Here is a 13000-nt window from a genome sequence, read left to right on the forward strand (position 1 = left end):
GCAGCCCCCGCATGGTCAGTTTGGACAATAGTGCGGCGGGGCGATCGCCAGACCGCCCCGCGCTTTTGACCGGATCAGGTGCCTGACTTGATCTTGGTCCAAAGACGGGTCACGACCCGCTGTGTCTTCGCGGGGTACGGAGTCGTGATGTACAGGTTCTGCATCGTGGCTTCATCCGGATAAATTGCCGGATCGCCGATCACGTCTTCCTCAAGAAACTCCTGAGACGCCTTGTTGCCGTTGGCGTAGTATACGTAGTTGGACGCAGCAGCCATGTTGTTGGCATCCAGAATGAAATTCAGGAACTTGTGCGCACCTTCCGGATTCGGCGCGTCGGCAGGAATTGCCATCTGGTCGAACCACATCAACGACCCTTCTGCGAACGGGTGGTATTCGATGTTCACACCGTTGTCGGCTTCGGCCGCGCGGTCCCGCGCCTGCAAAATATCACCGGACCAACCCACGGCTACGCAAATATCGCCATTGGCCAGCGCGTTGATGTATTCCGAACTGTGAAACTTCTGGATGTAGGGGCGAACGCTTGTCAGAACGTCTTCGACCTTCTTGATCACTTCCGGGTCATGGCTGTCGGGGTCTTCACCGATGTACTGCAAGGTCATCGGTATCATTTCGGCTGGCGCATCAAGTAAGTGAACGCCACACGAGGCCAACTTTTCCATATTTTCTGGCTTCAGAACCAAATCCATGCTGTTCAGGGCCACGTCGTCACCCAAGACTTCCCTGACCTTGTCGACGTTCACGCCGATGCCCGTCGTTCCCCACATGTAGTTGATCGAGTAGGCATTGTTCGGATCATATCCTGCGGTACGCTTCTGAATCACGTCCCACAAATTTTCCGCATTCGGCAACTTGGCCATGTCCAGTTCCTGAAACGCGCCCGCCTGAATCTGGCGTTGCAGGAATGTGCCCGACGGCACCACCACATCGTATCCCGAACCACCGGCCAGCATCTTGGTTTCCAAAACCTCATTGCTGTCGAACACATCGTAAATCAGGGTCAGACCGGTTTCTTCCTCGAATTTGCTTAGCAATTCTTCGTCGATATAGTCGGACCAGTTATAAACACGCACCTCTTCGGCGAATGCCGCCGAAGTCCCCAATGCGATGACCGCTGTCATGGTCAGCGTTTTGATTGTCATATTCTTCTCCCTGCAAGTGTACGGCTATTTTCCCGTTTTTTTGGATTTGATCAAGTTTTGCGTTTTCCCTCGATCCAGCGTATGGTTTCACGAGGTCTGTCACCTGACAAGTCAGGGTTAGTCGAAATGGGAAGAACCGATTGGATTTGATCAAAAATAAGGCATCTGCGTCGATAGTCGACAAAGGGAAACAGCCCGCGCATGAGCAGGTTTATCAAACGCTCAGATCACAGATCCTGTTCGGCGAATTGGTTCCGGGCCAGCCTGTCACGATCCAGGGCCTAACTGATTCGCTGGGTGTTGGCATGACACCGGTGCGCGAAGCCATCCGCCGGTTGATCTCGGACGGGGCATTGGTGTTCCAGGGCAATCGGCGTGTAAGTGTGCCGCTGCTGTCCCCGGGCGATATCCAGGAAATGATCTTTGCAAGAACCTCAATAGAATCAGAGCTTTCAAGGCGCGCGACGTCGAATTTGCAGGCCGAGGATATCGATCATCTTGAGCGCCTCGACACGCATTTGGACCGTATGATCGCCGACGGGGATGTGGGCGGATATCTGCGTCTGAACCAGGCGTTCCACGAAACGCTGTACTCTCATGCAAACGCACCGATTCTCAGTGATCTCGCCGAAAGGCTTTGGTTGCGGTTCGGCCCTTCGCTGCGTGTCGTGTGTGGTCGATTCGGGACTCAAAGCCTGCCGGATCGACACAAGGATATCATTTCCGCCTTGCGCGAAGGCGACGCCGAAAAAGCGGCAAAGGCAACGGCTCAGGACATCGAACAAGGCATGGAATTGATGTCGGACGCCCTGACTTCCGCTTAACTCAGCCTGATTCGATTGACAGCGATGAATTTGATCATATTGTGATCCGCAACTGCGTTCTTGTAGGAGATTCTCCGATGTCCACCATAACCAACCATATGCCGACCGCCGAATTGCAGGCGCTGGATGCGGCGCATCACATCCATCCTTTCTCGGCCAATGGTGCGCTGGGGCAGGAAGGGGCCCGCGTGATTACACGCGCCAGCGGGGTTTACCTGACCGACAGCGAAGGTGAGGAAATTCTGGACGCAATGGCAGGTCTTTGGTGCGTCAATATCGGTTATGGCCGCGATGAGCTGGCCGATGTCGCGGCGCGTCAGATGCGCGAACTGCCCTACTACAACACCTTCTTCAAGACGACCCATGTGCCCGCAATCGCACTGGCGGCCAAAATCGCCGAACTGGCACCAGGTGATCTGAACCATGTCTTTTTCGCAGCTGGCGGGTCCGAGGCAAACGACACCAACATCCGCCTCGTGCGCACATACTGGGCCGAGAAGGGGCAGCCGGACAAAAATATCATCATCAGCAGGAAAAACGCGTATCACGGGTCTTCTGTCGGGTCGGCTTCGCTGGGCGGCATGGCAGGTATGCATGCGCAGGGCGGCATTCCGATCCCGAACATTCACCACATCAACCAACCGAACTGGTGGGCCGAAGGCGGCGACATGTCGCCCGAGGAATTCGGCCTGGCCCGCGCGCGCGAGCTGGAAGAGGCCATACAGGAGCTGGGCGAGGACCGTGTCGCGGCCTTTATCGCCGAGCCGGTTCAGGGTGCAGGCGGCGTGATCGTGGCGCCCGATACCTACTGGCCGGAAATTCAGCGCATCTGCGACAAATACGATATCCTGTTGATTGCAGACGAGGTGATCTGTGGGTTCGGCCGAACCGGCAACTGGTTCGGATCGCAAACCGTGGGCATCAAACCGCATATCATGACCATCGCCAAGGGGCTCAGCTCGGGCTATGCGCCGATCGGCGGGTCCATCGTGAATGATGAGATCGCCGAAGTGATCGGCGGGACGGAATTTAACCACGGGTACACCTATTCCGGCCACCCCGTCGCCGCTGCCGTGGCGCTTGAAAACCTGCGCATTTTGGAAGAAGAGAAGATCGTCGAGCATGTGCGCGATGTTGCCGCCCCCTATCTGAAACAGAAATGGGAGGCGCTGGCCGATCACCCGCTGGTGGGTGAGGCGAAGATCGTCGGAATGATGGCCTCCATCGCTCTGACACCCGACAAAGCCAGCCGCGCCAAGTTCGCGTCCGAGCCCGGCACGGTCGGCTATATCTGCCGTGACCGTTGCTTTGCCAACAATCTGATCATGCGTCATGTGGGCGACCGCATGATCATCTCGCCGCCGCTGATCCTGACCCCGGCAGATATCGACGAGATGTTTGTGCGGATTTACAAATCTCTGGACGAAGCACAGGCGGAAATCATCGCTCAGGGGCTGATGAAAGCCGCATCCTGAGATCAGAAAAAGGTTCTATTAAGGGGCGGCCCGTCTGGGTCGCCTCTTATCGTTCACCGCAACCGCTCCAAAAGTGTCGCAGTTGGATAGCCGTCCGGCACCAAGCCCTGCGCCAGTTGGTAGGCGCGAACCGCATTGATGGTATTCGGCCCTGTACGCCCATCGATACCCTTTGTATCGAACCCCGCATTGGTCAGGCGGGTTTGCAGTTCTTTCTTCTCGGTGAAGCTTAGCGCCCGCTCCCCTCGGGGCCAGTCGGACTGAAACGGTGCGCCACCCGCAAGCCGGTCGGACAGGTGTCCGATACCGATCACGTAAGCGTCGGCCCCGTTATAGGCCTCGATCACGCTGAAATTGTCGAAAATCATCAGCGCCACGCCATGCCTCCCGGCGGGCAAAAGGATTGCGGCTTGCCCGTGATCCAGGACCGGTTTGCCGTCACGCCCGACCACGCCACGCGCCGCCCAATCTGACGGCAGCAGGGTGAAGTCCCGTTTGGCGGTGGCATAGTCAAACCCTTCGGGCAAGCGCACCTCGACGCCCCAGGGCTGCCCCTTTTTCCAACCGTGTCGCGCCAGATAGGACGCGGCCGAGGCCAGCGCATCCGTCGGATCATCCGACCAGATGTCTCGCCGACCATCGCCATCGAAATCAACTGCGTGATCCAGATACGAAGTTGGCATGAATTGCGTGTGCCCCATCGCACCTGCCCAGCTGCCCAGCATGTTTTTGGCGCTGACATCGCCTGCCTGCACGATCCTCAGCGCGGCGATCAACTGCGTTTCAAAGAACTGCGCCCGCCGTGCATCAAAGGCCAGCGTCGCCAAGGAACTCAGCGTCCGGTTGCTGCCACGATAAGAGCCGAATGATGTTTCCAACCCCCAGATCGCCGTGACCACTTCCTTTTCTACGCCATATACCGCCTCGATTTGCTGCAACACCTGCCGATGTCGTTGCATCGCGGCACGACCATTGGAAACGCGCGTGTCCGAGACGGCGGAATCCAGATACGCCCAGATCGGTTTCGAAAATTCAGCCTGATTGCGGTCTCGTTTCAGGATGTCCTCGTCAAAGATCATGTCCGGGAACACCCTGTTCAATGTTCTTTCCGATATACCCTGCTGCTTCGCGCGCTCGTGAAACGCGCCGAGCCAGGCCTGAAACCGTGCGGTCACGGCCGCGGACACCCGCAAAGCCTCAACCGTCGGGCGCGGGACCGGACGGATCGAAACCGCCACATCCGCCGAGGCCAGCTTTATCGTTTTGCCGGACACTGCACTGTCTGGCCAAGTCGTATTTTCTGATATGTCCGCCTGCACCATGGATGCCCACAATGCGACGGTCATGACGCCGCCTACGCATTTTTGCATTCCGATTTTTCCTGATTACTGCTCGACCTCAGGGTAGCGCAAAATCGGCGAATCACAAAGTCTCAGGCGTCCTCATCGCGTTCTTGCGCGTCGCGCGCTGCGCGGATTTGCGCCAAAACTTCGCGCAGCATGGGCACCCGGTAAGGTCTAAAGCTTTGATCTGTCACGGACATGTCCTGCATGCGATCCAACCGGAAGACGCGAAAATCCTGTCTCAGATGGCACCAGCCGAGCAACACATTTGATCGATCCATATAGACGATGCTCAGCGGGTTGACCCGTCTTTGTGTGGCACCGCCCTTTGCGTCCGTATACGAGAACTCGATCGCGCGTTCGTCCCACGTCGCCTGCCGCAAAATGGCCACGTCGATTGTTGGCGCGGGCGGGCGATTGAACCGTGTTGCCGCCAGAACCGCGTGGCTCAGCCGATGGGACTGACGCTGTGGCAATCGCCCCTGCAATTTCCGCAGGGCGGCGCTGGCTGCATCTGACAAGGCCGGGTCACCAATCACCTGAACTTCGCGCAGGCCAAGAACCAGGGCCTCAAGCTCGTCATCGGTGAAACCCAATGGCGGCAAAGTGGCATCTTCGATCAGGGTGAATCCAAACCCTGCCTCACCGTCGATAACGGCCCCCAGACCACGCAGCGCGTCAATATCCCTGTGTATCGTTCTGGCAGAAACACCCAGATCCTGCGCCAGTTGTTCAGACGTTCTGGGCGATGGGCCAGAACGCAGGGCTTGCATCAGTTGGAACAATCGGGCGGTGCGGGACATGATGAACCCTAGCCTATCCCTAATGACAAAAACTGTCATCAGCTCGGTTTACTCATCCGGCACGTCAAATATACGGAGCCACGCGATGCTGACCCTTCTCACCTATCCTTCCGCCTTCGGACTGTTCAGCGCCAGTCCGTTCTGCGTCAAGACAGCCTTGATGCTTCAGCACTCCGGTCAGGTCTGGCAGCGTTCGGACATGCTTGACCCCCGCAGGATGCCGCATCAAAAACTGCCAGTGCTGCGGACGCCAGAGCGGTTGATTCCGGACAGCGATCTGATCCGCGATTGGCTGGAACAGAAGGGGGCGGAGTTCGATCAGGGGCTTTCGGATGTGGAAAAAGCGCAATCCCGCGCGCTGGTACGAATGGCCGAAGAGCATCTGTATTTCCACATCGTTCTGGACCGCTGGGGCAATGACGAGGTCTGGCCAATCCTTCGCGAAACCTTTTTCACCGGAATTCCGACCCTGATCCGAAAGCCGGCGTCCAATGCGATCCGAAAATCCGTTCTGAAAGGAATCAGGTCACAAGGGATCGGCCGGTTCTCGTTGCCTGAGCGCCTGGACCGGGTCGAACGCGATCTCGAGGCGATCTCGGCCCATCTGTGGCAATCCCGCTTCCTGCTGGCGGATCAACCGACTTCAGCAGATATGAGCGTCGGCCCAATGCTCGCCGCCATGCGCGCAACGCCTGCCGATACCCCACTGACCCGAAGGATCAAACAAGATAATCTGTTGAACAGTTACGTAGACCGGATGGAACAGGCGATACCGATTGCATGAAACCTTTTGATGACCCCACAGTCGCCTCGGCCTTTGAAGCCATGCCCCCGCAAGCACGCGCGGGGGCCCTGGCGCTTCGCGATCTGATACTGAATACAGCAGAGTCTCTGCCCACCGCCACTCCATTGCGAGAAGAGCTGCGCTGGGGCCAGCCCGCCTATCTTGCCCCCAAAGGGTCAACGATCCGGCTGGGGGCTCACAAATCCGCGGATTTCGCACTGTTCGTGCACTGCCAAAGCCGATTGATCGGTGATTTCACCACGGCCTTTCCGGGCGAGGACCGAATCGACGGGAACCGGGCCATTCTGTTCGATGACCCGAGCCAGATCGATGAAACCCGCCATGGCTGGCTGATTGCCCGGGCGCTGACCTATCACCTTTGACGGCGCTTGCGTTCGACCTTGCGCTTGATCTTGTCCTTCTTGCGCTTGGTGCTGGCTGCCTTGCGTCGCGTCGACCGCTTGGCGGGCCCGCGCCCGCGCGGCAGGGCCTGATCGTCGATGGACAGCAGTTCCAGCTCCAACCCGCCGGTCACAGGTGTCGCCTCGGTCAGCCTCACCGTGACCCGCTGGCCGATGGCGATGATCAGCCCGGAATCCGAGCCCATCAGCGTTCCGGCCTCTCGATCAAAATGGAAGAATTCGCGCCCCAAAGACCGCACCGGCACCAGGCCATCCGCGCCCGTTTCGTCCATTTTCACGAAGGCCCCGAACCGGGCAATGCCACTGATCCGCCCGGTGAATTCGTTGCCCACACGTTCGCTGAGATAGGCCGCCAGATAGCGGTCGGTCGTATCGCGCTCGGCCATCATCGAGCGGCGTTCGGTATCCGAAATATGCGTGGCCGTTTCTTCGAGCCGGGCAATTTCGTCCTCGGTCAGCCCGTCCTTGCCCCAGCCATGGGCCGAGATAAGCGCCCGGTGCACGATCAGGTCTGCATAGCGCCGGATGGGCGAGGTGAAATGCGCGTAATTACGCAGCGCCAGCCCGAAATGGCCGAAGTTTTCCGGGCTGTAATAGGCCTGCGCCATCGACCGCAAGGTGCTGAGATTGATCAGCTCGGCATCCTCGGTGCCGGCGGCGGCATTCAGCAGCGCGTTCAGGTGACGGGTCTGGAGCACCTGCCCCTTGGCCAGATTCAGCCCGGCGGCCTGCGCCGTCTCGCGCAGGCTTTCCAGTTTTTCGGGCGCGGGTTCTTCGTGCACCCGGAACAGCAGCGGGCTGCGCTTGGCGATCAGCGTCTCGGCGGCGGCCACGTTGGCCAGGATCATGAATTCCTCGATCAGCCGGTGCGCGTCCAGCCGGTCACGGAAGGCCACGCTTTCGACCTCGCCCTTGTCGTTCAGAACGATCTTGCGCTCCGGCAGGTCCAGCTCCAGCGGCTGGCGATCAGCACGGGCCTTTTTCAGCGCCGCATATGCAGCATAAAGCGGTTTCAGAACGCTCTCCAGCAGCGGGCCAGTCCGGTCATTGGGGGTGCCGTCGATGGCCTCTTGTACCTCGGCATAGTACAACGAGGCCGCCGAGCGCATCAGCCCGCGCACGAACCGGTGACCGATCTTGTTGCCATCCGCGTCGATCTGCATCCGCACCGCGATACAGGCGCGCGGCACGCCTTCGTGCAGCGAACACAGATCACCCGACAGACGGTCGGGCAGCATCGGCACGACGCGGTCGGGGAAATAGCTGGAATTGCCGCGCTTGCGCGCCTCGCGGTCCAGCGCGGTGTCGGGCCGCACATAGGCGGCGACATCAGCAATGGCGACCCAGATCACATGACCGCCCGGGTTTTTCGGGTCGTCATCAGCATGGGCATAACAGGCGTCGTCATGATCGCGCGCGTCCGAGGGATCGATCGTCAGCAAAGGCATATCCCGCAGATCCTCGCGGCCTTTCAGGCCGACAGGTTTGGCCTTGTCGGCCTCGGCAATCACCTTGTCGGGGAAATCATCCGGGATGCCGTGCTGATGGATCGCGATCAACGAAACGGCCTTGGGCGCAGTAGGGTCGCCCAGCCGTTCCACGATACGCGCGCGTGGCAGCCCCATGCGGTTTTTCGGCCCGGCTTGCTCGGCCTCGACCAGTTCGCCGTCCCTGGCGCCCAGCGCAGCGCCCTCGGCCACCAGCCATTCGGTCGATCCGGCCTTGTCGATCGGCACGATCCGCCCGCCTTCGGCCCCTTTGCGGAAGATACCCACGATTTTCCGAGGGTTCGTTCCGATACGGCGGATCAGGCGGGCTTCGTAATTGTGATCTTCCTCATGCACCACGGTCAGACGAGCCAGAATGCGATCACCTTCGCCCAGCGCCGGGTCGCTGGCGCGAGCGATGATCAGAACGATGGGCTCGACCCCCTCGCCATGCCATTCCAGCGGCCGCGCGAACAGGTCGCCATCGGCACTCGGCGCCTTTACCTGCAACACGCTGACCGGCGGCAGGCGATCCGGGTCGCGGTAACTGCGCTTGCGCTTCTCAAGATGGCCTTCGGCCTCAAGCTCTTTGAGGATACGTTTCAGATCAATCCGATCCGCGCCCTTGATGCCAAAGGCTTTGGCGATATCGCGTTTTGAGGTCAGGGTGGGGTTCGCCGAGATCCAGTCCAGGACCTCCTGCTTGGTAGGGATGCGAGTCATACGTCCGGCCTAGCACGCGTTTGCGACCGCGTCATGACCAAAAAGCCTCAGGGGTCAAGATCGGCAACCGTATCCACATCGCGCAGCTGATCAAGCAATGACACCCGACCGCCAGAAATCGAGGCCAGCGTGTCAGCCAATGCGTGTTCCGTCGACCAGCGCACGTTTTGGAACAGACTTGCCGGCAAGGCTGCATATCGTTGCGCGCCGACCAGCCAATAGCCACCATCCGGGGCTGGCCCAAACACCATTTGAGAACACCCCAATGCGTTGAAAGCACGGGCAATATGGCGGCGCGAAATGCCCGGAATGTCCGCACCGATCAGGCAAACCGGGCCCTTGGGCATCCCGCGCAGCATCCGCCCCATACGATCCCCCAGGTCCCCACGCCCCTGCGCGGCGCGCGGCAGGTCAGCGGGCCATACCCGGCTGTTCAGACCCTGCTGATCGGGTGAGACGGCCAAAACGATTCGCCAACGGGGATCACGCAGCCGCCGGATCAAGGTCCGAGTCTGGTGCCGAAACCACCACGCCGCCGCGACCATGCCGATTTCTCGCCCAAGCCGCGTTTTGACGCGGCCCGGTTGAGGTTCCTTCACCATGATCACCAATGTGTGCTGCATGGATCAGGCGAAATAATCGGCCAGGATGCGGCTATAAATCGATTTGAGCTGCTGGATCTGGGCCACCTCGACGCACTCGTCAACCTGATGCATCGTGCGACCGACCAGACCGAACTCTACAACCGGGCAATGGTTCTTGATGAAACGCGCATCCGACGTACCACCGGTCGTCGAAAGCTCGGGCGTTGCGCCTGTTTCCGCCTCTGCCGCCTTGGCCACCAGATCCGACAAGGGCCCCGGCGGGGTCAGAAAGCTTTCGCCCGAAATCTTGATTGCGACATCTATTTCAACGCCGAACCGAGCGGCCACCTGATCTGCTTCCGACTTCAGCCAGTCACTCAGGCTGGCCCCGGAATGCAGATCATTGAATCGAATATTCACCGTTCCCTTGCACTGCGCCGGGATTACGTTAGTGGCCGCATTCCCGGTGTCGATTGTCACCACTGCCAATGTCGAAGCATCGAAGTGGTCCGTGCCCTGATCCAGTTCGTGCCCCGCCAGCCGATCCATCAGCTGCGCCATGGCTGGCAACGGGTTTTTGGCACGATGCGGATAGGCCGAATGCCCCTGAACCCCGGTGATCGTAAACCATGCGGTCATCGACCCCCGACGGCCGATCTTCATCATTTCACCCATCTTGTTCGGGCAAGTGGGCTCACCCACCACACAGACAGACATATGTTCATCGGCGCCGTCCATGTAATCCAGCAAGGCGGTCGTGCCATCCAGCGCGTCGCCTTCCTCGTCGCCGGTAATCGTCAGAATGATGGCTCCGTCCGGCGGGGTGTCGCGCACGAAATCAATCGCCGCAGCCGCAAATGCCGCAACACCGGATTTCATATCCGTTGCCCCACGCCCATACATCACACCATCCCGTATTTCGGCCCCGAAAGGCGGCATCGTCCACGCGGCCTCGTCGCCGACCGGCACAACATCAGTATGGCCGTTGAACCCGAAACAGCGCGGATGGCCTTTCCGGCCCCACCGTGCGAACAGGTTGCTGACGCCACCACGGTCGACACGCGTGCATTCAAACCCCGCATCCGCCAGCACCGACCCCAGCAGAACCAGCGCGCCACCCTCGGCAGGTGTGACCGATGGGCAACGGATCAGATCGGCTGTCAAATGGACGGGGTCGGTCATGCAATGGCCTCTGGAACAGTGTCTTTCGCGGGTTCGCGCACAGATTCAACGAATTGGCCGATTTTCCAACCCCAATTCGCAAAAATATCATTTCACCCAACTGAGCAGATATTAAAGCGACACCCTAACAAATCATGGCGGTTTACCCGGCGACCATCTTGCCGCCCGCTGCACAATCGCGTTACAGGGCCGCGAAACAGGTGAATGAAAATGAAGCGCGCATTCTTCGCACTGATCTGCCTGACTTTCGCCGTCCAAGCGCAGCAGAGCATGGCACAGTCCCTAACGGTCACGACGGTGACCCGCCCCCCGTTTTCCTATGTCGAGGACGGTGCGGAAACCGGCTTTTCGATGGATCTGCTCGCCGCGCTGGCAGAGGCGCTGAACTGGGACTATTCCATCAATCGGGTCGGTTCATTCTCGGAAATGCTAGAGGCGGTTCAGAATGGGTCCGCAGATCTTGCAGTTGCCAATATCTCGATTACTGCGCTGCGGGAAACGCAAATGGACTTCAGCCAGCCGATCTTTGAGGCGGGCCTACAGATCATGGTCCCATCGGAAGCCGCGCGCCAGCCTTCGCTGCTGCATGCGCTGCTCTCAAAAGAGCTGTTTATCGCCATCGGCCTGGCCTTCGCCATTCTGTTGGGCGGCGGCATGTTGATGTGGAGCTTTGAGCGCCGTGCCCAACCCTATTTCGACCGCAAGCTGAACGAGGCCTGGTTTCCCTCGTTCTGGTGGGCGCTGAACCTTGTCGTGAACGGCGGGTTCGAAGAGAGGATGCCGCGCACGCCCTTCGGCCGACTTCTGGGTGTCGTTCTGGTTGTTTCGTCACTGTTCATCGTGTCCGTTTTCACGGCCCGCATCACGTCGGTGATGACAGTGGATGCGATCACGGGCAGCGTGAATTCGGTGAATGACTTGTATGGCAAAAACGTCGGGACAATCTCGGATTCGACCGCAGCAAGTTTTCTGAACCGGCGTGAGATTGAATTCACCGGCTATCCCGGGCTGGAGCAGATGCTGGATGCGTTCCAGTCCAAACAACTGGATGCCGTCGTATTCGACGCGCCGATCCTGTCTTACTATGCGGCCCATGAAGGCCGGCGAACGGCGTCGATGACAGGCGGCGTCTTCCTGCGCGAGAACTATGGCATCGCTTTCCCGACCGGGTCGCCTCTGGTCGAGGATGTCAACCAGGCCCTGCTTTCGTTGCGTGAAGACGGTACTTATGACGAAATCTATCGCAAGTGGTTCGGTATGCGGAACTAGGCCGGCGCCTCGTCCCCGAAGAACGGTGTCATCTGCGCGACGATCACGGCGTTTTCATCCAGGGCACGCTGCATCAGGGCACGTTCGTCAGGTTCGATGTCATGTCCCTGTGCCTCACGCTCGGCCAGGGTCCCGTAGCCGGTGACATCCAAAGGCGCGGTGTCGGCCTGCTTCAGAATAGCCACCGTCTCGCGCACGGCCTCGGCTTCGTCCACGCCGCTGGCGTAGCAGATCAGTGCCGCCCCGGTCGCACCGTCCGGCAGCCCGTCGCCGTCCTTGCGGCCGATCTGGACCAGAAGGGTATAGACTTGCTGACGAGAGGGCTTCTTTTGCTTTTCCATGGGCCCTGCATTACGCGCGGTGTTTTGGAGGGTCAACTGCTTCCATCGATCCAGGCTTTGAGCGTGGGATCTTCCGCAGCCCCCTGCCAGGCCCACAAGCCTAGAGGATTTGCAGGAATGCGACTCAGCAAAGCCCCTTCCCCATTTTCGCCCAAAAATTGAGCCGCGCTTCAACTCCATTCCTTAAGTTGAATCGGGCACATTTTTGCCACATTTTGACCTCAATTTTAGCCATTTCCTGCTGAGTTCGACGCGTTTCCTGCCTTTCACAACGGTGAAGAGAAGCCAACCCTAGGATGGTCCCACTGCGTAAGTCATTTTTTTACAGGAGAATTAAAATGAGTGTTCTGTCCAAGTTAATGATGACAACTGCAAGTGTGATTGTGCTTTCCGGAGTACCTGCTGTCGCCGTGCTGTCTTTTGTGACGCCAAGTGCAGCTTACGCCCAAGACGGCGGTGGCGATAGCGAAGACGGGGGCGATAACGAAAGCGGCGGCGACAACGAAGGCGGCGACGATAACGAAGGCGGCGGCGATAACGAAAGCGGCGGCGACAACGAAGGCGGCGACGATAACGAAAGCGGCGGCGACAACGAAGGCGGCG

13 protein-coding genes are annotated in these 13000 nt (G+C 59.3%); 6 read left to right on the plus strand and 7 right to left on the minus strand.

From position 1 onward, the window contains the following. Positions 1-74: 74 nt before the first annotated feature. A complete protein-coding gene (locus tag I9185_RS19100; protein ID WP_171724889.1) occupies positions 75-1160 on the minus strand; it encodes a polyamine ABC transporter substrate-binding protein in 1086 nt (361 codons plus the stop codon). 140 nt (positions 1161-1300) lie between these two features. Between I9185_RS19100 and I9185_RS19105 the strand changes: the two genes are divergently transcribed. Together I9185_RS19105 and I9185_RS19110 are read left to right on the plus strand one after the other, a co-directional pair. Continuing rightward, positions 1301-1984 carry a GntR family transcriptional regulator gene (locus I9185_RS19105; RefSeq protein WP_171637831.1) on the plus strand — a complete coding sequence of 228 codons (684 nt, stop codon included), beginning with the start codon at positions 1301-1303 and terminating at the stop codon, positions 1982-1984. Positions 1985-2061: 77 nt separating this feature from the next. Next, positions 2062-3459, plus strand: coding sequence for an aspartate aminotransferase family protein (locus I9185_RS19110; protein WP_152459305.1), 1398 nt, complete (start codon positions 2062-2064; stop codon positions 3457-3459). A gap of 53 nt (positions 3460-3512) precedes the next feature. Here the strand turns inward: I9185_RS19110 and I9185_RS19115 are convergent, their stop codons facing one another. Together I9185_RS19115 and I9185_RS19120 are read right to left on the minus strand one after the other, a co-directional pair. Beyond that, positions 3513-4829: a lytic murein transglycosylase gene (locus tag I9185_RS19115; RefSeq protein WP_210093844.1), complete on the minus strand. Its 1317-nt coding sequence runs from the start codon at positions 4827-4829 to the stop codon at positions 3513-3515. 62 nt (positions 4830-4891) lie between these two features. Continuing rightward, the gene (locus I9185_RS19120) at positions 4892-5605 is read right to left on the minus strand and encodes a YafY family protein (RefSeq protein ID WP_171637837.1); all 714 of its coding nucleotides are present in this window, start codon (positions 5603-5605) and stop codon (positions 4892-4894) included. 85 nt (positions 5606-5690) lie between these two features. On the opposite strand from I9185_RS19120, the gene I9185_RS19125 reads away from it, so the two are divergent. Then, positions 5691-6389, plus strand: coding sequence for a glutathione S-transferase family protein (locus I9185_RS19125; RefSeq protein WP_210093845.1), 699 nt, complete (start codon positions 5691-5693; stop codon positions 6387-6389). Then, positions 6386-6772, plus strand: coding sequence for a DUF1801 domain-containing protein (locus tag I9185_RS19130; RefSeq protein ID WP_210093846.1), 387 nt, complete (start codon positions 6386-6388; stop codon positions 6770-6772). Before I9185_RS19125 ends, I9185_RS19130 begins: the two co-directional genes overlap by 4 nt. On the opposite strand, the gene rnr is transcribed toward I9185_RS19130, so the two are convergent. Genes rnr through dapE form a run of 3 tightly spaced genes read right to left on the minus strand, consistent with a single transcriptional unit; the run spans position 6763 to position 10787 of the window. Continuing rightward, positions 6763-9021, minus strand: coding sequence for a ribonuclease R (gene rnr, locus I9185_RS19135; protein WP_210093847.1), 2259 nt, complete (start codon positions 9019-9021; stop codon positions 6763-6765). The genes I9185_RS19130 and rnr overlap by 10 nt on opposite strands. A 47-nt stretch (positions 9022-9068) precedes the next feature. After that, a complete protein-coding gene (locus I9185_RS19140; RefSeq protein ID WP_210093848.1) occupies positions 9069-9644 on the minus strand; it encodes a TIGR04282 family arsenosugar biosynthesis glycosyltransferase in 576 nt (191 codons plus the stop codon). A gap of 3 nt (positions 9645-9647) precedes the next feature. Further along, positions 9648-10787, minus strand: a complete 1140-nt coding sequence (gene dapE / locus I9185_RS19145; RefSeq protein ID WP_210093849.1) for a succinyl-diaminopimelate desuccinylase — start codon at positions 10785-10787, stop codon at positions 9648-9650. A 210-nt stretch (positions 10788-10997) separates the two neighbouring features. On the opposite strand from dapE, the gene I9185_RS19150 reads away from it, so the two are divergent. Continuing rightward, positions 10998-12056, plus strand: a complete 1059-nt coding sequence (locus I9185_RS19150) for a transporter substrate-binding domain-containing protein (protein ID WP_210093850.1) — start codon at positions 10998-11000, stop codon at positions 12054-12056. Here I9185_RS19150 and I9185_RS19155 read toward each other — a convergent pair. Further along, positions 12053-12397: a hypothetical protein gene (locus I9185_RS19155; RefSeq protein WP_171637852.1), complete on the minus strand. Its 345-nt coding sequence runs from the start codon at positions 12395-12397 to the stop codon at positions 12053-12055. The genes I9185_RS19150 and I9185_RS19155 overlap by 4 nt on opposite strands. Positions 12398-12735: 338 nt before the next feature. Here I9185_RS19155 and I9185_RS19160 point away from each other — a divergent pair. Further along, on the plus strand, positions 12736-13000 hold a 265-nt coding region (locus I9185_RS19160), incomplete at its 3' end, for a hypothetical protein (RefSeq protein WP_210093851.1).

It is taken from the genome of Ruegeria sp. HKCCSP346 (genome assembly GCF_017872595.1).
Classification (GTDB): domain Bacteria; phylum Pseudomonadota; class Alphaproteobacteria; order Rhodobacterales; family Rhodobacteraceae; genus Ruegeria.